The sequence below is a fragment of the Kitasatospora sp. NPDC085464 genome (genome assembly GCF_044541955.1).
GTDB lineage: Bacteria > Actinomycetota > Actinomycetes > Streptomycetales > Streptomycetaceae > Kitasatospora.
Map to the genome: position 1 here is coordinate 61,965 of NZ_JBITTM010000041.1, position 18,674 is coordinate 80,638.

The 18,674-nt window shown below is 75.6% G+C and carries 16 protein-coding genes; 7 read left to right on the top strand and 9 right to left on the bottom strand.

Annotated features, from left to right (window positions below):
• The first annotated feature begins 12 nt into the window (after positions 1-12).
• The 6 genes from ACIGG8_RS31495 to ACIGG8_RS31520 all read left to right on the top strand — a co-directional run bounded on the left by ACIGG8_RS31495 (position 13) and on the right by ACIGG8_RS31520 (position 7,421).
• Positions 13-1,548: a KamA family radical SAM protein gene (locus ACIGG8_RS31495; RefSeq protein WP_396552092.1), complete on the top strand. Its 1,536-nt coding sequence runs from the start codon at positions 13-15 to the stop codon at positions 1,546-1,548.
• Positions 1,545-2,654: a RimK family alpha-L-glutamate ligase gene (locus tag ACIGG8_RS31500; RefSeq protein WP_396552093.1), complete on the top strand. Its 1,110-nt coding sequence runs from the start codon at positions 1,545-1,547 to the stop codon at positions 2,652-2,654. The genes ACIGG8_RS31495 and ACIGG8_RS31500 overlap by 4 nt, the downstream gene beginning before the upstream one ends.
• A complete protein-coding gene (locus ACIGG8_RS31505; protein WP_396552094.1) occupies positions 2,651-3,877 on the top strand; it encodes an AMP-binding protein in 1,227 nt (408 codons plus the stop codon). Before ACIGG8_RS31500 ends, ACIGG8_RS31505 begins: the two co-directional genes overlap by 4 nt.
• Positions 3,874-5,166: an MFS transporter gene (locus ACIGG8_RS31510; protein WP_396552095.1), complete on the top strand. Its 1,293-nt coding sequence runs from the start codon at positions 3,874-3,876 to the stop codon at positions 5,164-5,166. The genes ACIGG8_RS31505 and ACIGG8_RS31510 overlap by 4 nt, the downstream gene beginning before the upstream one ends.
• Positions 5,163-6,086 (top strand): SDR family NAD(P)-dependent oxidoreductase, encoded by a 924-nt coding sequence (locus ACIGG8_RS31515; RefSeq protein ID WP_396552096.1) that lies wholly within the window; start codon positions 5,163-5,165, stop codon positions 6,084-6,086. The genes ACIGG8_RS31510 and ACIGG8_RS31515 overlap by 4 nt, the downstream gene beginning before the upstream one ends.
• A gap of 78 nt (positions 6,087-6,164) precedes the next feature.
• Positions 6,165-7,421 (top strand): phenylacetate--CoA ligase family protein, encoded by a 1,257-nt coding sequence (locus ACIGG8_RS31520; protein ID WP_396552097.1) that lies wholly within the window; start codon positions 6,165-6,167, stop codon positions 7,419-7,421.
• A gap of 9 nt (positions 7,422-7,430) precedes the next feature.
• Here ACIGG8_RS31520 and paaI read toward each other — a convergent pair whose 3' ends face one another.
• The 6 genes from paaI to ctaD form a co-directional block, all read right to left on the bottom strand.
• A complete protein-coding gene (gene paaI, locus ACIGG8_RS31525) occupies positions 7,431-7,844 on the bottom strand; it encodes a hydroxyphenylacetyl-CoA thioesterase PaaI (RefSeq protein WP_350525219.1) in 414 nt (137 codons plus the stop codon).
• A gap of 60 nt (positions 7,845-7,904) precedes the next feature.
• Positions 7,905-8,066, bottom strand: a complete 162-nt coding sequence (locus ACIGG8_RS31530; RefSeq protein WP_396552098.1) for a hypothetical protein — start codon at positions 8,064-8,066, stop codon at positions 7,905-7,907.
• Positions 8,063-8,308, bottom strand: coding sequence for a hypothetical protein (locus ACIGG8_RS31535; protein ID WP_396552100.1), 246 nt, complete (start codon positions 8,306-8,308; stop codon positions 8,063-8,065). Before ACIGG8_RS31535 ends, ACIGG8_RS31530 begins: the two co-directional genes overlap by 4 nt.
• Positions 8,309-8,478: 170 nt before the next feature.
• Positions 8,479-9,198: a response regulator gene (locus tag ACIGG8_RS31540; protein WP_396552101.1), complete on the bottom strand. Its 720-nt coding sequence runs from the start codon at positions 9,196-9,198 to the stop codon at positions 8,479-8,481.
• Positions 9,199-9,334: 136 nt separating this feature from the next.
• Entirely contained in the window at positions 9,335-9,868 is a 534-nt protein-coding gene (locus ACIGG8_RS31545) for a hypothetical protein (protein WP_396552102.1), read from the bottom strand.
• Between the two features lie 125 nt (positions 9,869-9,993).
• On the bottom strand, positions 9,994-11,706 hold the full coding sequence (gene ctaD / locus ACIGG8_RS31550) for a cytochrome c oxidase subunit I (RefSeq protein ID WP_396552119.1): 1,713 nt from the start codon (positions 11,704-11,706) through the stop codon (positions 9,994-9,996).
• A gap of 742 nt (positions 11,707-12,448) precedes the next feature.
• Between ctaD and ACIGG8_RS31555 the strand changes: the two genes are divergently transcribed.
• The gene (locus ACIGG8_RS31555) at positions 12,449-14,287 is read left to right on the top strand and encodes a BTAD domain-containing putative transcriptional regulator (RefSeq protein ID WP_396552103.1); all 1,839 of its coding nucleotides are present in this window, start codon (positions 12,449-12,451) and stop codon (positions 14,285-14,287) included.
• 50 nt (positions 14,288-14,337) lie between these two features.
• Here the strand turns inward: ACIGG8_RS31555 and lanKC are convergent, their stop codons facing one another.
• The 3 genes from lanKC to ACIGG8_RS31570 all read right to left on the bottom strand — a co-directional run bounded on the left by lanKC (position 14,338) and on the right by ACIGG8_RS31570 (position 18,476).
• Complete coding sequence (lanKC, locus tag ACIGG8_RS31560) at positions 14,338-16,869, bottom strand: class III lanthionine synthetase LanKC (protein WP_396552104.1); 2,532 nt, start codon at positions 16,867-16,869, stop codon at positions 14,338-14,340.
• Positions 16,870-16,915: 46 nt separating this feature from the next.
• Positions 16,916-18,136: an MFS transporter gene (locus ACIGG8_RS31565; RefSeq protein WP_396552105.1), complete on the bottom strand. Its 1,221-nt coding sequence runs from the start codon at positions 18,134-18,136 to the stop codon at positions 16,916-16,918.
• A gap of 166 nt (positions 18,137-18,302) precedes the next feature.
• Positions 18,303-18,476, bottom strand: coding sequence for a hypothetical protein (locus tag ACIGG8_RS31570; protein ID WP_350525212.1), 174 nt, complete (start codon positions 18,474-18,476; stop codon positions 18,303-18,305).
• Between the last annotated feature and the right edge of the window lie 198 nt (positions 18,477-18,674).

Genomic DNA, 18,674 nt, shown 5'->3' on the forward strand with positions numbered 1-18,674 from the left:
GTGGAGCACCCCGTGGACCACCCCGTGGACCACCCCGTGATCCGCCAGCCGTACCAGTACGTGCGGACGGCGCTGGTCGAACCGGACTGGCGCCGGCTGCCCGGCTGGCGGCAGGTCACCGCGGCGCAGTGGCGCGACGCCCAGTGGCAGCGCGCCCACTCCGTCCGCAACGCCCGCCAGCTGCGGGCCGTCGCCGGCGACCTGCTCACCGACCGCTTCTACGACGAACTCGCCGCCGACCAGGCCGACGTCGCCACCATGCCGATCCTGCTGCCGCCGCAGGTGCTGAACACCATGGCACCCGGCGCGCCCACCACCCCGGAGGCCTTCACTGAGGCGTTCCTGGCCGACCCGGTGCGCCGCTACATGCTGCCGGTGCGCAGCGACCGCCACCCGCGCTGGCCCAGCCACCCGCTGGCCGAACGGGACTCCCTGCACGAGACGGACATGTGGGCGGTGGAGGGCCTGACCCACCGCTACCCGACGAAGGTGCTGGCCGAACTGACCGCCACCTGCCCGCAGTACTGCGGCCAGTGCACCCGGATGGACCTGGTCGGCACCTCCACGCCGCAGGTGACCAAGGCCCGACTGCGGCTGCGCCCGGCCGACCGGCAGGAGCAGATGCTCGACTACCTCAAGCGCACCCCCGCGGTGCGCGACGTGGTGGTCTCCGGCGGCGACCTCGCCAACGTGCCCTGGCCGCGCCTGGAGACCTTCCTGCTGCGGCTGCTGGACCTCGGCTCGGTGCGCGACATCCGGCTGGCCAGCAAGGCCGTGGTCGGCCTGCCGCAGCACTGGCTGCAGCCCGGGGTACTGGAGGGCGTGGCGAGGGTCGCCGCCGTCGCCGCCCGCCGCGCCGTCAACCTCGCGGTGCACACGCACGCCAACCACGTCCGCTCGGTCACCCCGCTGGTCGCCGAGGCGGCCAGGGCGCTGCTGGACGCGGGCGTGCGGGACGTCCGCAACCAGGGCGTGCTGATGCGCGGCGTCAACGACACCCCGGAGGACCTGCTGGACCTCTGCTTCGCGCTGCAGGGCGAGGCGAACGTCCTGCCGTACTACTTCTACCTCTGCGACCTCGTCCCGGGCGCGGAGCACTGGCGGACCCCGCTGCACCGGGCGCAGCACCTGCAGGAGGCGATCATGGGCTACCTGCCCGGGTACGCCACCCCGCGGCTGGTCTGCGACGTCCCGCACGTCGGCAAGCGCTGGGTGCACCAGGCGGTGGAGTACGACCGCGAGCGCGGCATCTCGTACTGGACCAAGAACTACCGCACCAGCCTGGAGGCCGACGGCGGCCCGCAGGCCGCGCTCGACCGGCGCCACCCCTACTACGACCCGGTGGACACCCTCCCCGCGGCCGGCCGCTGCTGGTGGGCCGGGCCCTCCGCCCCGCCCGGAGCGGCACGGACACCCCCCGCCGTACCGGCGCCCCGCGCAGCACACGCACCCCCCGCAGCACCGACACCGCCCGCAGCACCGACACGCCCCGCGGCGCAGGAACCCGCCGCGGCGCAGGCGCCCCGAGCAGCCCGAGGAGCACGATGAGCAGCAGTCCCCCGGCCGACGGTCTGCGCCGGATGTGCTGGATCTTCCCCGACCGGGAGTCCTCCCGGATGGCGCAGATGTGGCACGGCTTCTTCTGGGACCTCTATGCCGAGAGCGCCGCCGACCTCGGGCTGCGCTGGAGCCGGCACGCCCCGGACGCGGTCACCGTGGACGCCACCGCGCCCGGCCGGCCCCGGGTGTACGTGGACGACGAGCCCGTCACCCCCGAGGACACCCTCTTCATCACCGCGCTCTACTCGCTGCCGTACCAGTCGATGGACGTCTTCAACCAGTACGCGCTGTACGCGGTGCTCGAACAGGCCGGCTTCTACCTGCCGTTCCCGCCGCAGGTGTCGCTGATCGGCAACGACAAGCTGGCCACCCTGCTGTTCCTGGCCGGCTCCCCGGTGCCGGCCATCCCGACCGTGCGGATCGGGACGGGCCGGGACACCGCCAAGCACGGCTACGAGGTCGCGCTCGGGAACATGACCTACCCGGCCATCGTCAAGCCCGCCGGCTGGTGCGGCGGCGGGGGGATCAACCTGGCCCGCGGCCCGGAGGACGTCCGGGGCCTGGCCAGCCTCGCCCAGGGCGGCGACACCACCCTGGTGATCCAGCCGTACCTGGGCGACGGCACCGTCGACTACCGGGTCTACGTGGTCGACGGCCGGCCGTACGCGGTGATGAAGCGCACCCCCGAACCCGGCTCCCCGGTCGCCAACGCCAGCCGCGGCGGCGCCATGGAGTTCCCGCCGGTGCCGCCCGAACTCGCCGCCGCCACCGCCTGGTTCGCCGAACGGCTGCCGATCCCGTTCTTCTGCGTCGACTTCCTGCACGACGGCGAGCAGTACTGGTTCTCCGAGCTGGAGCCGGACGGCGTGATCGCCCCGGACCTCACCGACCCGGACCGCACCCTCCAGCGGGACGTCACCCGGGCCCGGTTCGCCGCCTACCGGGACGGCCACGCCAAGTGGCTGGCCGACGGCGCCCGCCCGCTCACCCTCGACCTCTCCGGCGCCACCGACGTCCGCGAACCCGCACCCGACCCCGCCCCGGCCCCCGCCTCACCCGTCACCTCCACCGACCACCGGACGGACCCCCGATGACCGCCTTCTCGCTGTCCCCCGAGGCCGCCGGGCCCCGGCTGCACGTGGCCCGGCACACCCTGGAGCGGCTGCGGAGCGTCCCCGACCTGGCCGCACGCTACCCGGACCGCCTCGGCGTCGACACCCTGGACCGGCTCGCCGAACTCCCGCCGCTGGCCAAGGACGACCTCAACACCGCCCTCGCCCACCTGGAGCCGGCCGCCGAGCAGTCCGCCACCTGGCTGTTCCAGAGCGGCGGCAGCACCGGCGCCCCCAAGGTCGGCTACGCCCCCACCGGCTTCTACATGGCCGGCGTGCACGCCCACTGGCAGCCCCTCGACCGCACCGACGTCTTCGTCAACGCCTGGGGCGCCGGGCGGATGTGGGGCGCGCACTTCCTCGCCGCCGCACTCGCCGACCTCGCCGGCTGCCGGATCATCGCGCTCGGCTCGGTCGCCGCGGAGGAGTACGGCGACTGGCTGGACTTCCTGGCCGCACGCCGGGTGACGGCCATCGGCGGCACGCCCAGCGTGCTGCGGCTCTGGTTCGCCCACGCCCGCGCCGCCGGCCTCGAACTGCCGTCGCTGCGCAAGGTGCTGTGGCTCGGCGAGGCCTGGCAGGACCAGCTGGCGGAGGACCTGGCCGCGGTGGCCCCGCGGGCGCGGCGCTGGGGCATGTTCGGCAGCACCGAGACCTGGGTGGTGGGCACCAACACCCCGGACTGCGCGGCGGACGTCTTCCACCCGCTGCCGACCCAGCTGGTGCACGCCGACGCCGACGGCCTGCTGGACTTCACCTCCCTCGACCCGGCGGTCCTCAACCCGGTGCTGCGCTACCGCACCGGCGACGCCGGCGAGTTGACCGCCTGCCCGTGCGGCCGCCCGGAGCCGGCGATGCGCGTCCTGGGCCGGCGCGACAGCGTCGTCCAGGTCCGCGGCCTCGGGCTGGACGTGGACGAGCTGATCGCCCGGGCGGAGCGCGAACCGGGCGTGGCCCGGGCCCAGGTGGTGCTCACCGAGCGGGGCGGCCGGGCGACGGCCGTGGAGCTGCTGCTGCTGGCCACCGACCCGACGGCGGCCCCGGACGTCGAGCGGCTGCGCAAGGAGCTGTTCGCCGCCACCTTCACCCTCAGCACGGCCTTCCAGCACGACCCGGGGTCCTTCCGGGTGCGCCCGGTGGCGGACCTGGTCAGCAACGGCCGCACCGGCAAGACCGCCGCCCTGGTCGTCCGGGAGGAGTCGTGACGGCGGACTCCGCCCGTGCCGCCACCGCGGACCCGGCCCGCCCGGCGCTGCTCGGCCGGGGCTTCTCGCTCTTCTGGGCCGGGCAGACCGTCAGCCTGGTCGGCGACAAGGTCACGGTCTTCGTCGTCCCCACCCTGATGATCTTCGTGCTGCACGCCTCCGCCCTCCAGGTCGGCGTGGTGGCGATGGCCCAGTACCTCGGCATACCGCTGCTCGGGCCGGTCGCCGGGGTGCTGGTCGACCGCTGGGACAAGCGCCGCACGATGCTCGTCTGCGACCTGGTCCGGCTGGTCGCGGTGGCGGTGATCCCGCTCGCCTACGCCCTGGACGCGCTCTCCACCCCGCTGTTGTTCGGCTGCGTGGCGGTGATCAGCGGCGCGACGATCTTCTTCAACGTCGGCTATCTCGTCGCCGTCCCCGCCGTGGTGCCGGAGGACGGCATGGTCCGCGCCTACTCCCGGCTGGAGGGCAGCGGCTCGGTCTCCGAGGTCGCCGGGCCGTCCGTCGCCGCCGCGCTCTACAGCGCGCTCGGCGTGGCCGCCCTGCTGGTCGACGCGGCCAGCTACCTGGTCTCGGCGGTCTGCTTCCGCGCCATGCGCCCGTGGGGCGAACGGACGGTGGAGCAGGGCTCGATCCGGGAGCGGCTCGCCCGCGGCTTCCGGCTCAACTGGGCCGACCCGGTGCTGCGCCGGGTGGTCCTGGCCGCCGTCACGCTCAACTGCGGCGGGCCGGTCTTCGTCACCGTGCTGCCCGTCCTCGCCTACCGCGGCCTGGGCGTGCAGGTCGGCGTCTTCGGTGCGGCCATGTCGGTCGCCGCGCTCGGCGCACTGGCCGGGGCCGTGGTCGCACCCCGGCTCTCCCGCCGGTTCGGCCTGGGGCGGACGATGGCCTGGTCGCTGCTGCTGCACTGCCTGGTCGGCCTCGGCGTGCTCGCCGCGCCCGCCCTGCCCGCCGGACCGGTGATCGCGGTGACCATGGGCTGCTACGGCTTCTTCATGTCCTGCATCAACGTGTGCAGCGCCCCGTGCCGGCAGTCCCGGATGTCCGCCCACAACCAGGGCGTCATGCACGCCGCCTTCCGGACCGTCACCTGGGGGGTGATCCCGCTCGCCGCACTGGTCGGCGGCCTCGCCGTCTCGCTGCTCACCGGGCCGCTCGGAATCCTGGACGCCACCCGGGCGGTGATGGCCGGCGGCACCCTGCTCGCCGCCTGCTCCTTCCTCCCGGCCCTCGGCCTCCAACCGCTGCTGGACGCCGCCGAACCGCGGACGGAGGGCGGCACCGCATGAACGAGCCCGTGGAGAGCACGAGCGAGCCCGAGGGGGAGGAACTCACCGACCCGGCCGGAAGAGTCCTGCTGATCACCGGCACCTCCTCCGGCATCGGCCTGGCCACCGCCGTCGCCGCGGCCCGCGCGGGCTACGCCACGGTCGCGACGATGCGCGAGCCCGACCGGGCCGAGGCGCTGCGCAGCGCGGCCGGGGCCGCCGGGGTCACCGTGGACGTCCGCCGGCTGGACGTCACCGACCCCGGCTCGGTCACCGCCTGCCTGGACGCCGTGCACCGCTCGTACGGGCGGCTCGACGCGGTCGTCAACAACGCGGGCGTGTCCAACTCCGACCCCACCCTGGAGATGTCCACCGACGCGGCGCTGCGCGCCAACCTGGAGGTCAACTTCTTCGGCGTCGCCGCGGTCAGCCGGGCCGCGATGCCGCTGCTGCGCGCCGCCTGCGGGCGGCTGGTCACCGTCGGCAGCGTGCACGGAGTGGTCGGCCAGCCGTTCAACGAGGCCTACTGCGCGGCCAAGTTCGCCGTGGAGGGGTTCATGGAGGCGCTCGCCCCGGTCGCGGCGGCGCACGGCGTCCGGGTCTCGGTGGTGGTGCCCGGCTTCGTCCCGGACACCGCGTTCGGCGTCTTCCCCGACATCGACCGGACCACCATCCACGCCGCCTCCGGCCCGTACGCGCCCACCTTCGCCGGCTACCTGGACTGGGTCGCCGGCCAGGGCTGGGAGTCGGCCGGCCGGCCCGCCCGGGAGGTCGCCGACGTCGTGGTCCGCACCCTGCGCGAGCGGCGGCCGCCGTTCCGGGTGCCCACCGACCCGTGGGCCGCGGCGTACCTGGCCGCCAAGCTCGCCGACCCCGACGGCTCCGCCGTCCAGGCCCTCGCCCGGACCTGGCTCGGGCAGCCCGCACCCGCCGCCTCCTGACCCGCCTGTCCGCCTGTCCGCCCGCCCGTCTGCCTGCTCGCCTGTCGCCCGACCCGCCTTCTGCCCCACGGAGCCCCCATGCCCGCGAAGCCCCTGGCCGAGCTGATCCGGTTCGCCCGCGCCAACTCCCCGTTCTACGCCGAGCTCTACCGCGGCCTGCCCCCGGACGCCGACCGGATCGAGCTGCTCCCGGTGATCGACCAGGCCGCGTTCTGGGCCGCCAACACCTGGCCCGACAACCGGGTGCTGACCGGCCCGCTCACCGACGCCGGCGTCTACAAGACCGGCGGCACCACCGGCGTCCCCAAGTTCTCGCCGTGGACCCGCACCGAACACGCCGACTCGGTGACCGCCTTCGGCGCCGGGCTCGTCCGGGCCGGCCTGCGGCCCGGACACCGGGTGGCCAACCTCTTCACCGCCGGCGAGCTCTACGGCGGCTTCCTCTACATCGAGAACGCCCTGCACCACGCGCCGGTGGACAACGTCCGGCTCGGCGTGGGCGGCGCCGCCCCGAACCCGTACATCGCCGACCTGATCGCCGGCTTCGACGTGCAGGTGCTGGCCGGCGAACCGATGAAGCTCAGCGCCGTCGCCGAGTGCCTGATCGAGCGGGGGCAGCGCGCCGACGGCGTGGAACTCCTGTTGTTCGGCGGCGACCTGCTCTTCGCCGACCTCCGCCCGCTGCTGTCCCGGGCCTTCCCGAAGGCGGCCGTCGCGTCGGTCGGCTACGCCTCCAACGACGCCGGGCTGGTGGGCGCCCCCGTCCCCGGGGACGACGTCCGGGTCCACGAGGCCTTCGCCGACCGCACGGTGGTGGAACTGCTCGACGAGGCCACCGGCGAGGCGATCACCGCCCCCGGCAGGCCCGGCCGGGTCGTCGTCACCAACCTGTTCCGCACCCTGATGCCGATCCTGCGCTACCCCACCGGCGACCGCGCCGAGTGGACGGACGGCGGGTGCCGCCGCTTCCGGCTGCTCGGCCGCTCCGCCGAGGGCGCCAGGGTCGGCACCGTCACCCTGCCCACCGAGGAGGTCCGGGCCGTCCTGATCGCCGCCGACCCGGACCGGCACATCGCCGGGATGCAGCTGGTGCAGCGGCGCTGGGACGGCCGGGACGGCCTGATCCTGCGGCTCGGCCACCTCGGCCTGCCGCCCGCCGACCTCGCCGACCGGCTGGTCGAGGCCGTCTACGCGGCCCTGCCGCTCTACCCCTCGGAGGTCGCCCTCGGCAGCCTGCACGACCTCGCGGTGGAGTGGGTGCCGCGCTCGGAGCTGGTCACCAACCCGCGGACCGGCAAGCTCCAGCAGGTCCTGGACGAGCGCCCGAAGGACTGAGGCCCCGACTCAGGCCGCCGGCTGCGGCCGGCCCCCGATCGTCACGCTCTGCCCCCGGAACTCGGCGATCACCTTGCCGTCCACCCGGCGCACCGTCACGTCGTAGATCCCGCCGCGCCCGGCCCGCGAACGCTCCACCGCCTCGGCGACCAGCTCGTCCCCGACGGCCGCCGGGGCCAGGAACGCCACCTGTGCGGCCTGGGCGACGGTCACCGGGCCGTGGCTGTTGCAGGCGTACGAGAAGGCCGCGTCGGCCAGCAGGAACAGGAAGCCGCCGTGCGCCGTACCGTGCCCGTTGACCATCGTCGCGGCCACCGTCATCCGCATCACCGCCCGCCCGGCGGACACCTCCTCCAGGGCGATGCCCAGCGACCGGCTGGTCTCGTCCCGCTCGTACAGTGCGGCGATCACGGGGTCGAACACGGCGTCGCGGTCCCTCCGTCGGCGATGTCCGGCCCGGCCCGGGTCCGGCGCCCTCGGACGCTACGCCAGGCAGCGGCCGATGACCAGCTCCGGGCGGATGCGGATCCGCAGGGCGTCGAGGGCGGTCGCGGTGGCCCGGCGGACGTGGGCGTGGCCGAGGACGGTGACGAACCAGCCGGAGCCGTCCCGGCCGTCCACCTCGTCGGCCTCGAAGGCGATCACGGCGCCGTCGACCGCCCGGGCCGGTTCGGAGTCGGCGGGCGCGGAGACCGCACGCCGGCGGGCACCAGCCGGAAGGGCACCGGCAGGACGGCCGGGAGGGCTCCGACGGTGTGGACCACCCGGCCGACGGCGGCCCGGGCCAGCAGCTCCAACGCCCGCTTCGGGGCGAGTTCACGGAGCCCGGGCAGGGCGGGCCGGTCGTACGAGGAGGGCCGGGGGGCCGGAACGTGGTCGCGGTTCATACCGGCGATGCTCACCCGGACCGGGGCCCGCTCACGAGGGCCGATGGTCCCGGCGGCGCCCGCCGGGGGCCCCTCCGCCCCGGCCCGTCAGGCCTGTCCGTCAGCCCCTGAGCCCCGGCCCCTCCGCCCCGGCCCGTCAGCCCGGGCCCCCGCCGTCAGCCCCGCCGCCGTCAGCCCCGGCCGCCGCGCAGCGGGGACGGCTGGGCGGCGGCGGACGCCTGGCGCAGCTCGGTGGCGATCAGCGCGGCCTGCACCCGGCGCTCCACGCCGAGCTTGGCGAGCAGCCGCGAGACGTGGTTCTTCACCGTCTTCTCGGCGAGGTAGAGCCGCTCGCCGATCTGCCGGTTGGTCAGGCCCTCGCCGATCAGCGCCAGCACCTCCTGCTCGCGCACGGTCAGCCCGGGGCCGGTGGTGACCGGCTGGGCGGGTTCGGCGTCGCTGCGCAGCCGGTTGAGCAGGCGGGTCGCCGCGCCGGGGTCGAGCATCGACCGGCCGGAGGCGACGGTGCGGACGGCGGCGACCAGGTCGGTGCCGCTGATCTGCTTCAGCACGTACCCGGCGGCGCCCGCCATCACGGCGTCCAACAGTGCTTCCTCGTCGTCGAAGGAGGTGAGCATCAGGCAGGCGAGGTCGGGCATCCGGGAGCGCAGTTCGCGGCAGACCGTGACGCCGTCGCCGTCGCCCAGGCGGACGTCCAGCACGGCGACGTCGGGCCGCAGGGCGGGCACCCGGACCAGCGCCTGCTCGGCGGTCGCCGCCTCGCCGACCACCTCCAGGTCGGGCTCGCCGTCCAGCAGGTCGTGCACCCCGCGGCGCACCACCTCGTGGTCGTCCAGCAGGAACACCCGGACCGGTGCCGGGGCCCCGGCACCCTCCGTCTTGGTCGCCATCACTCGGCTCCACCTTCGTCACCCCCGCACACTCCCAGCGGGGCCCAGGGCATCATCGCCCACCGTGCGGCCGTCTCCCAGGGCCGAACGGCCCCATTCGCGCCGGCGGCGTGGCGCGCGTCCTCCGTCCTCGCGTTCAGCGGCCCTGCCGCCTCGCGTTCCCCAGCCCGACCAGCAGGAACCCCAGGGCGACGGCCGCGCCGCCGACCCCCGCCGGCACCACGCGCGGGCCGATCCCGCCGTCGCCCGACAGCAGGATCGCCGCCGCGCCCAGCGAGCCGACGGCGGCGCCGACCACCAGCCAGCCCGCGAGGGCGACGGCGAGGGGCCGGCCGGTGCGCGGGGCGGGGCCGGTGTCCAGCGCGGCCCACCGCGCCGCCGTCTCCCGCACCTCCTGCCGACGGTCCCACTGCGCGCGCACCCGCAGCGCCGCACCGCCGACCAGGCCGGCCAGCGCGATCTGCGCGGCGGTTTGCCAGTCCGGTACGACGAGCAGCAGTCCGCCCGCCAGCGCGAGCGCCGCCCACCAGAGCACGCACGCCGCCGCGGCGGTGCGGGTGGAGCGGGGGCGGTCGGCGCCGGCCTGGAGGTCGGCGATGGCGGGCAGGTACCAGACACAGCCGCTCGCGGTGAGGGCAGCGGTGCCGATGGCGAGAACGGTGTGGTTCACGACCCGGCCTTCCTGGTCACGAAGGGGTGAGAGGGGTGAAAGGGGTAAGGGGAGGGAGCTGACGGGCCGTCCCCGCCCGCCCGGGGGCAGCGACGCGGGCGGGGACGGCGTTCCGGGGAGCGGCCTCAGCCGCCGGAGTTGGGCGAACCGGTGGGAGCGTCGGCGGCCGCACCTCCGGCCGGCGCCGGGACGGGGGCGGCCGACGCCACCCGGGCGCGGTCCGCCCGGCTCAGCGGCCGGTCGTACCTGGCCGGTTCCACGTCGCCCAGGTGCGTGGCGGGCTTGCCGCTGTTCTCCAGCACGTCCCGGGCGGCGATGTCCGGGTGGTGCAGGTCGAAGGCCGGGGATTCGGAGCGGATCCGCGGCAGCCTGACGAAGTTGTGCCGCGGCGGCGGGCAGGAGGTGGCCCACTCCAGGGAGCGGCCCCAGCCCCACGGGTCGTCCTCGGTGACCCTCTCGCCGTACTTGGCGGTCTTCCAGACGTTGTAGAGGAACGGCAGGATCGACAGGCCGAGCAGGAACGAGCCGATGGTGGAGACGGTGTTGAGGGTGGTGAAGCCGTCGGACGCCAGGTAGTCGGCGTAGCGGCGGGGCATGCCCTCGGCGCCGAGCCAGTGCTGCACCAGGAAGGTCGCGTGGAAGCCGACGGTCAGTGTCCAGAAGGTGATCCGGCCGAGGCGCTCGTCGAGCTTCTTGCCGGTCATCTTGGGCCACCAGAAGTGGAAGCCGGCGAACATCGCATAGACCACGGTGCCGAACAGCGTGTAGTGGAAGTGGGCGACGACGAAGTACGAGTCCGAGACGTGGAAGTCGATCGGCGGCGCGGCGAGCAGCACGCCGGTCAGGCCGCCGAACAGGAAGGTGACCAGGAAGCCGACCGTCCACAGCATCGGGGTCTCGAAGCTCAGCGAGCCCCTCCACATGGTGCCGACCCAGTTGAAGAACTTCACGCCCGTCGGCACCGCGATGAGGAAGGTCATGAAGGAGAAGAACGGCAGCAGCACCTGCCCGGTGACGTACATGTGGTGCGCCCAGACCGTCACCGACAGACCCGCGATGGCGACCGTGGCGGCGATCAGGCCGGCGTAGCCGAACATCGGCTTGCGGCTGAACACCGGGATGATCTCGGAGACGATGCCGAAGAACGGCAGGGCCAGGATGTACACCTCGGGATGGCCGAAGAACCAGAACAGGTGTTGCCAGAGCATCGCCCCGCCGTTGGCGGGGTCGAAGACGTGGGCGCCGAACTTGCGGTCGGCCTCCAGGGCGAGCAGCGCGGCGGCCAGCACGGGGAAGACCAGCAGCACCAGCACCGAGGTGAGCAGCACGTTCCAGCAGAAGATGGACATCCGGAACATGGTCAGTCCGGGGGCGCGCATGCAGATGATGGTGGTGATGAAGTTGACGGCGCCGAAGATGCTGCCGAAGCCGGAGAGCGTCACACCCATGATCCACATGTCGGAGCCGACACCGGGCGAGTGGACGGCGTCGGACAGCGGCGCGTAGAGGAACCAGCCGAAGTCGGCGGCGCCCTGCGGGGTGGCGAAGCCGGCGGCGGCGATCAGCGAGCCGAACATGAACAGCCAGTAGGACAGCATGTTCAGGCGCGGGAAGGCGACGTCCGGCGCGCCGATCTGCAGCGGCATGATCCAGTTCGCGAAGCCGGTGAACAGCGGCATCGCGAACAGCAGCAGCATCACCGAACCGTGCATGGTGAAGGCCTGGTTGAACTGCTCGTTGGAGAGGATCTGCGTCCCCGGCCGGGCGAGTTCGGCGCGCATGACCAGGGCGAGGATGCCGCCGATCAGGAAGAACGCGAACGACGACACCAGGTACATGGTGCCGATCGTCTTGTGGTCGGTGGTGGTCAGCAGCCTGACCAGGGCCGAACCGGGCCGCCTGGCCCGAACCGCCGTGGCCGGTACGGCCGTCGGCGGTCGTACGGGGTCGCCCTGTGCCTGGGTGGCGCTCAAGGACCCGCTCCTTTGGAACGTCGTGCGAATGATTGGCGCTCCATGATCCGAACAGGCCGGCTCCCCGCCCCAGGGCCGTTGGGCCCGCCCGGCCGGGGCCGCTGGGCCCGAGTTCCCGGGCCCCGACCGGGACCTCCCGACCGGCGGACCGGGACCTCCCGGCCACCGCCGTCCCGCTCGGGCCGCGCTCACCCGGCCGCGGAGGCCCGGTCGAGAACCACCGGAACGGCGCGTTCCCCACGCCCCCGGGCGGCCAGCCGGCGGACGACGGCGCGCCGCCCCCGCTCCGGGTGCCGGCCCTGCCGCACAGCCCGCCCGACCTGCCGGAACGCCATCCGTACACCGGTGCGAATCCACCCGCCGGTCCCACCCCGGGACGCCCTGATGGTGAGGGCGGCGTGCGTGAACCCGCCCGATCCCGTGCCCTTCAGTGCCGATCAACCGTCAAGTAGCCTGCGCCCACCGACGACCGCGATCGAACGTCCCGCACAGACGCCGCACCGCCCGGCACCACGCCCGCACGCTTCCGCACCCCCGGCACCGCCGACACCGCCCCGGAACCGCCGCAGAACCACCGCAGAACCGCTCTCGCCCCGGAGGTACGCCGATGCCCCTGGCCCAGCCCGCCGCCCCCACGCTGCTGCGCTTCTCCGTCCTCGGCCCGCTCACCGGCGCCGCCGACGGCCGCCCGCTGGCCCTCGGCCCGCTGAAGCAGCGACTGGTGCTGGCCGTCCTCCTGAGCCGCGCCAACACCGCCGTCCCGGTCGACCTGCTCACCGACGCGGTCTGGCCCGAGGAGCCGCCGCGCACCGCCCGCAAGAACCTCCAGGTCTACATCTGCACCCTGCGCACCCTGCTGGGCCGCGAGTACGGGCCCGACCGGCTGGTCCACTCGGCCGGCGGCTACCTGCTCCGGGCGGCCGAACCCGAGCTGGACCTCCTGCAGTTCCGCGCCCTCGCCCGGGCCGGCCGGGCCGCCGCCGACGGCGGCGCGCTCGCCCCGGCCGCCCGGCTGCTGCGCCAGGCCCTCGATCTGTGGCAGGGCCCGCCGCTCGCCGACCTGCGCTCCTCCCCCGCCGTCGCGGCCGAGGCCCAGCGGATGGAGACCCGCTGCCTGGGCGTCCACGAGGACTGGGCGGAGACGGAGTTGGAGCTGGGCAACGCCGCCGCCGTCGCCGAGGAGCTGGCCGAGCCCGCCGAGCGCCACCCGCTGCGCGAGCGCCTCCAGGCGGCCCGGATGAACGCCCTGCACCTGTGCGGCCGGCAGGCCGAGGCGCTCGCCGTCTACGACACCCACCGCCAGTTGCTCGCCCGCGAGTTGGGCCTGGAGCCGAGCCCCGCCCTGACCGCCCGCTACCGCGAACTGCTCGCCCGCGGCCGCTCCGGGCCCGCCTCGGCCCGCCCCGAGCGCGGCGCGGCCCCGCACGGTGTCCTGCTGCCCGCCGACACCGCCGACTTCACCGGACGCAGCGCCGAACTGCGCGAGCTGGTGGACGAGTCGGGTACGGGCGGCGGTGTCACGGTGCTCTCCGGCCCGGCCGGCAGCGGCAAGACCGCGCTCGCCGTGCACGCCGGCCACCTGCTCGCCGACCGGTTCCCGGACGGCCGGCTGCTCGTCCGGCTGCGCACCGCCGACGGCGCCCCGCGCCCGCTGCCCGAGGTGCTGTCCGAACTCGCCGCCCTCACCGGCCGACCGGGCACCGCCCCGGCCGACCCCGCCCCGGCCGACCCCGGCCAGGCCGCCGCCCTGTGGCGGGCCTCCCTCGCCGGACGCCGGATGCTGCTGGTCCTGGACGACGCCCCGGACGAGTCGGTGGTCCGCGAGCTGCTGCCGGGCCACGGCCCGAGCGCCGTCCTGGTCACCTCGCGCAGCCAGCTCGCCGGCCTGGCCTCGGTGCACCGGATCACCGTCCCGCCGCTGACGCCCGCCGAGGCCCTGGAACTGCTCGGCCGCATCGTGGGCACCGGCCGGATCGGCACCGACCGCGCGGCCGCCGCCCGGATCGTGGCCGCCTGCGGGCTGCTGCCGCTCGCCGTCCGGGTGGCCGGCACCCGGCTCGCCGTGCTGCGCCACCTCCCGCTCGCCGAGTACGCGGCCCGGCTGGAGGACCCGGCGGGCGCCCTGGACGAGCTGGTCGCCGGGGACGTCACCGTCCGCGCCCGCCTCGACTCCGGCTGGCGGGACCTCACCGACCAGGGCCGCCTGGCCCTCGCCCGGCTCGCCGCGCTGCCGCTGTCGCTGCTCTTCACCCTCCCCGAGGCCGCCGCCGCCCTCGGCCGCCCCGAACGCCTGGCCCTGCGCACCCTGGAGGCGCTGACCGACACGGGGGCCGTCACCTCGCCCACCGGCGAGGTCACCGCCCACGCCGCCCTCTACGCGCTGCCCCGGCTGACCCACCTGCACGCCCGCGAACGCGCCGCGGATCCGCTCACCGCCGCCTCCTGACGCCGCGCCGGGCCCCTCCGCCGGGGGCCCTGCGGCCGCCGAACGGGGCCTCACCCCAGGGTCAGCAGGTCCAGCACGCCCCCATGCTCCTCCTCCAGCCCCCACAACCCCAGCAGCACGCCCGCCGCCCCCGTGTGCAGGTCCGCCGAGAACCGCCGCAGCCGCATCCCGGGGACGAGCAGCCCCTCGGGCCGCGCCACCAGGTGCCACTGCAGTCGCGCCACCTGCCCGGCCACGGCCTCCGGTGCCCCGCCCACCCGGTCCAGCGCCAGCGTCAGGCCGACCCGCCCGCGGAACAGCCCCGGCTCCCGGATGAACCCGGGCGCGCAGACCTTCCGCACGTCCGCCAGGAACGCCTCCCCGCCGGGCAGTTCGGCCGTCTCCAGGTACTCCCGGAGCACCAGCGCGATCCCGCTGCTCCCGCGGTCCAGGTACGCCAGCCGCCGTCCGGCCTCCAGCACCTGCAGCGAGCCGTCCGGCACCCGGACGCACTGCGCCGTCGCCCGCTCCAGCGCCAGCCGCGCCGAGTCCAGGAGCCACCGTTCGCCGGTCCGGCGGTACAGCCGCAGCTGCAGCAGCGCGATGCCCGCCAGGCCGTACAGCAGCCCGGCCGCCGCGGGCGCGTCGAGGCCGTCCACCGGCTCGCCGCGGACCACCGCCGCCAGCTCGCAGGCGTCGGCCAGCGCGGCCGCCTCCTCCCGCCGGCCGCCCAGCGCCTCCGCCAGCCGCAGCCGGGCGAGCGCGGCGCCGGCCCGCCCGCCGAACAGGCCGGCCTGACGCGCCGGACGGGCCGCGCGGGCCCCGGCCAGCAGTTCCTCGGCCGCCTCCGGCCGCCCCAGCCGGGCCAGCACCACGGCGACGCCGAGCGGGCCGTCGTACAGCCCGCCCGTGCCCGGCCGGGCTCCGCGCCGGCGGAGCGCCGCGACCAGCCAGTCCGTGTACTCCTGCGGCCGGTCGGCGCCCGCCCGGTGCAGCGCGTACAGCACCCCGGCCGCGCCGTGCGCGACGCCCGTACCACCGTCGGCGAACCCGGCCACGTCCCCGGGGAAGAGCCGGTCCGGCCGGTCGGGGGTGGCGCCCGCGTGGATGCCCGCGACCAGCTCGCGCCGCGCCGCAGTCCAGGACGGGCCGGCCAGCAGCTCCCGGCCCCGCCGCTCGCTCACCGAGTCCGTCCGTGCCGTCAACACGCCTGGGCGCACCGGCCCCTCCTCCGGCCCGAGTCCGAACCACGCCCGTGCCCGCCGCTCCAGCGCCGCGAGCTTGCCCGGGTCGCGGTCGGCCAGCTCCAGCACCGGCATCAGCAGCATCAGCCAGGTCGCCCACAGCATGAACCGGTCGGCCTCGGCGCCGTCGAGGCCCGGCGGGATCCGCAGCCCGGCCGGGCCGGCCGTCGGCACCCGCCGGTCGTCCAGCTGCGCCGCGTACTCGAAGTCCACCAGCACCACGGAGCCGTCCGGCCGGAGCACCACGTTGGCCGGGTGGAGGTCGCCGAAGCGCACGCCCCGCTCGTGCAGCGCGCCGAGCGCCTTCTCCAGCCCCGCGACCACGCCGGCGACCCACTGCGCGTACTCGGCGCGCTGCTCGGCCGTGCAGTCCTGGTGCACCAGCGGGTAGCGCCGGATCGCCTCGGCGAACAACTGGACGCCCTCGATGTGCTCCTGCACCAGGAAGGTGTGCTCCCACACCGTGCGCACCTCGTGCAGCCGGGGCACGCACTCCAGCCCGGCCAGCCGCTCCAGCGCCCACTGCTCGCGCCGCAGCCGGGTGGTCGCGTCCGCCCCGGCGGAGTCCAGCCCGGCGTACGGGCGGGCCTCGCGCAGCACCACCCGTTCCCCGGTGTCTGCCCGCTCGGCCCGGTAGATCCCGCCGGCGCCGGAGAACTGCAGCACCTCGGTGATCCGGTACGGCAGGTGGCCGGCGGCCGCCTCCCGCGCGGCCAGGTGCGGGCGCAGCGCCGCGGGCGGCTCGACCCACTCCGGCAGCCGGAACACCGGCTCGCGCGAGTCCGGGACCAGCGTTCCGGAGGGATCGCGCAGCGCGGGCACCGGCCGGCCGGCCCCGTCCTCGCACCACAGCTCGACGAACGCGCCGTAGCGCGCGTACACCGGGGCGTTGCCGATCCGCAGGTCGGTCAGCACGTACGGCCCGGGGCGCCCGTCCAGCGCGGCCGCCAACTCCTCGGCCAGCTCGACGAACTGCTCCGGCGAGACGGGGTACACGGTGACGAACTTGCCGCTGCTCCCGCGGCCGGTGAACTTGCCGTTCGCCACCCGCAGCGCCGCCGCGCTGCGCTGGAACTTGAACGCCACCCGGCGCGCCGTGCAGATCCCTGCGACGACGGCCAGCGTCTCCTCGGCGCCGTCCTCCACCGCCGACACGTGCAGCTTCCAGCCCTGTTCCGGCAGCCGGACGCCGTCGGGCCGCAGGACGGTCCACAGGCCCCGCTGCTCGCGCCGCCAGCCCTCGGGCGGCTCGCCGAGCCCCGGCGCGTAGCGGCTCGCCCGGTCGCGCAGCCGCCCCGGGGTGTCGTAGTACAGCGGGTCGGCGAGGCAGTACAGCTGGGTCTCGTGGGCGCCGGCCATGGCGCGCCTCCTCTTCCGGTCACTCCGGGGCGAGCGGTGCGGGGGGTCAGACGGCGGGCACCGGCGCCGGTCCGCGCCGCACCGGCGGCGCCCAGGTGACCACGGCCGCGCAGAGCGCGATGACGAGCGCCAGCAGGCCGAAGGTCCGGGTGCCGCCGACCGAGCCGAGCAGGGTGCCGCCCACGAGGGGGCCGAACGGCTGGATCAGGGTGGACAGGAAGCCGGCGGCGCTCTGCACCCGGCCGATCCGGTCCGGCGGCGCGGCCAGCAGCATGCCGGAGACGAAGCCGATGCTGGCGATGGTGGACAGGCACATGCAGGCGGCGCAGAGCAGCCCGATCACCAGCGGCGCCCTGGTCACCGTCAGCACCCCGGCCGTCAGCGCGGAGGCCCAGCAGGCGAGCGCCACCAGGCTGCCGTCCCGTGCTCTACTCCCCAGCCGGGGGGCGAGCAGCGCACCCGCCAGGGCGCCGGCCGCGGTGCAGGAGACCACCGTGCCGCCGCCGATCCCGGAGTGCCCGCCGTCGGAGGCGACGGCCAGGGTGGCGAACATCAGTGCGCTGAAGGCGAAGTTCATCCCGAGCCCGAAGATCAGCAGCAGGGTCCGCAGGTAGGGCTGCTGCCAGATGAAGGCCAGCCCGGCGGTCAACTCCTGTCTACTGAACACCGATCCGCTCTTCTCGGCGGGCGTCGAGCGGGTCCGCATCAGGGCCACGCAGACCGTCGACAGCAGCAGTCCGACGCCCTCGGCGAGGAACGGCAGCACCGGGTGCCAGGCGAACAGCGCGCCGCCGCCGAGCGGTCCGACCAGCCGGGCCGCGGCGCCGCGCGCCTGCATCCGTGAGGAGGCCTCCCGGGCCTGCTCCCGCGGCACCACCGCGCGCAGCAGGGCGCCGGCGGCGGGTCCGTAGACGCTGGAGATCAGCGCCCCGGCGGCGGCCACCAGCAGGACCAGCGGCAACGGGGTGTGCCCGCGCAGCACGGCGACGACCAGGGCGCTGACCGCCAGCAGGCTGCCGACGTCGCAGATCCGCATCAGCCGGCGGCGCTCGATCCGGTCGGCGAGCACGCCGCCGGGCAGCATGGTGAGCAGCAGCGCGCCGACCGAGACGGTGCCGATGGCGCCCGCCCGGGCGGCCGATCCGGTCTCCCGCAGGACCAGCAACGGCAGCGCGATCGAGGCGAGTTGGGAGCCGAGCGAGGCCAGCAGGCCGCCGACCCAGAGCAGCCGGAAGTCCCGGTTGCGGGCGAGCGGGGTGGGCTCCATGGCCGTCCTCCGTGGTGGGTGGTGGCATCGGGCCGGGGCGGCCCCGTCGTGACGGGGCCGCCCCGGAAGCCTTGCGCTACGGCCGGCGGCCGGGAACGGTGGTGCGCCCGCCCCCGCGTTCGGCCTGATGACCGGTCCGGAGGCCGGCCCGGTGACAGCCGGTGCCTCAGGCGGAGGTCTCGGCGCCGGCGACGTAGCTGATCAGGCTGAAGCAGTTGCCGTCCGAGGCCTCGGAGAGCACCTTCATCGACTGCAGGTCCAGGACGTTGGCGGCGTGCGCCTCGACCTCCGGGGTCTCCTCGCCGTTCTCGCCGAGGTTCTGGTCCATGTTCTCAGCCATGGTCGAACTCCCTTCCACAGGTGGGTTGTCGCGGTGGTCACGGCGGCGTCGTGACCGACTTCCGGCCGCCGTGCCGACCATGGTGGGCGCGGCCGGCTGCGCCCGGCTTCGGAGCCGGTTGGGTACCGGTATGGCCGCTGGCCGGGGCGCCGCCGACACCTCCGGCCGGGCCGCCGGGGCGCCGCGCGCCGCCCCCGC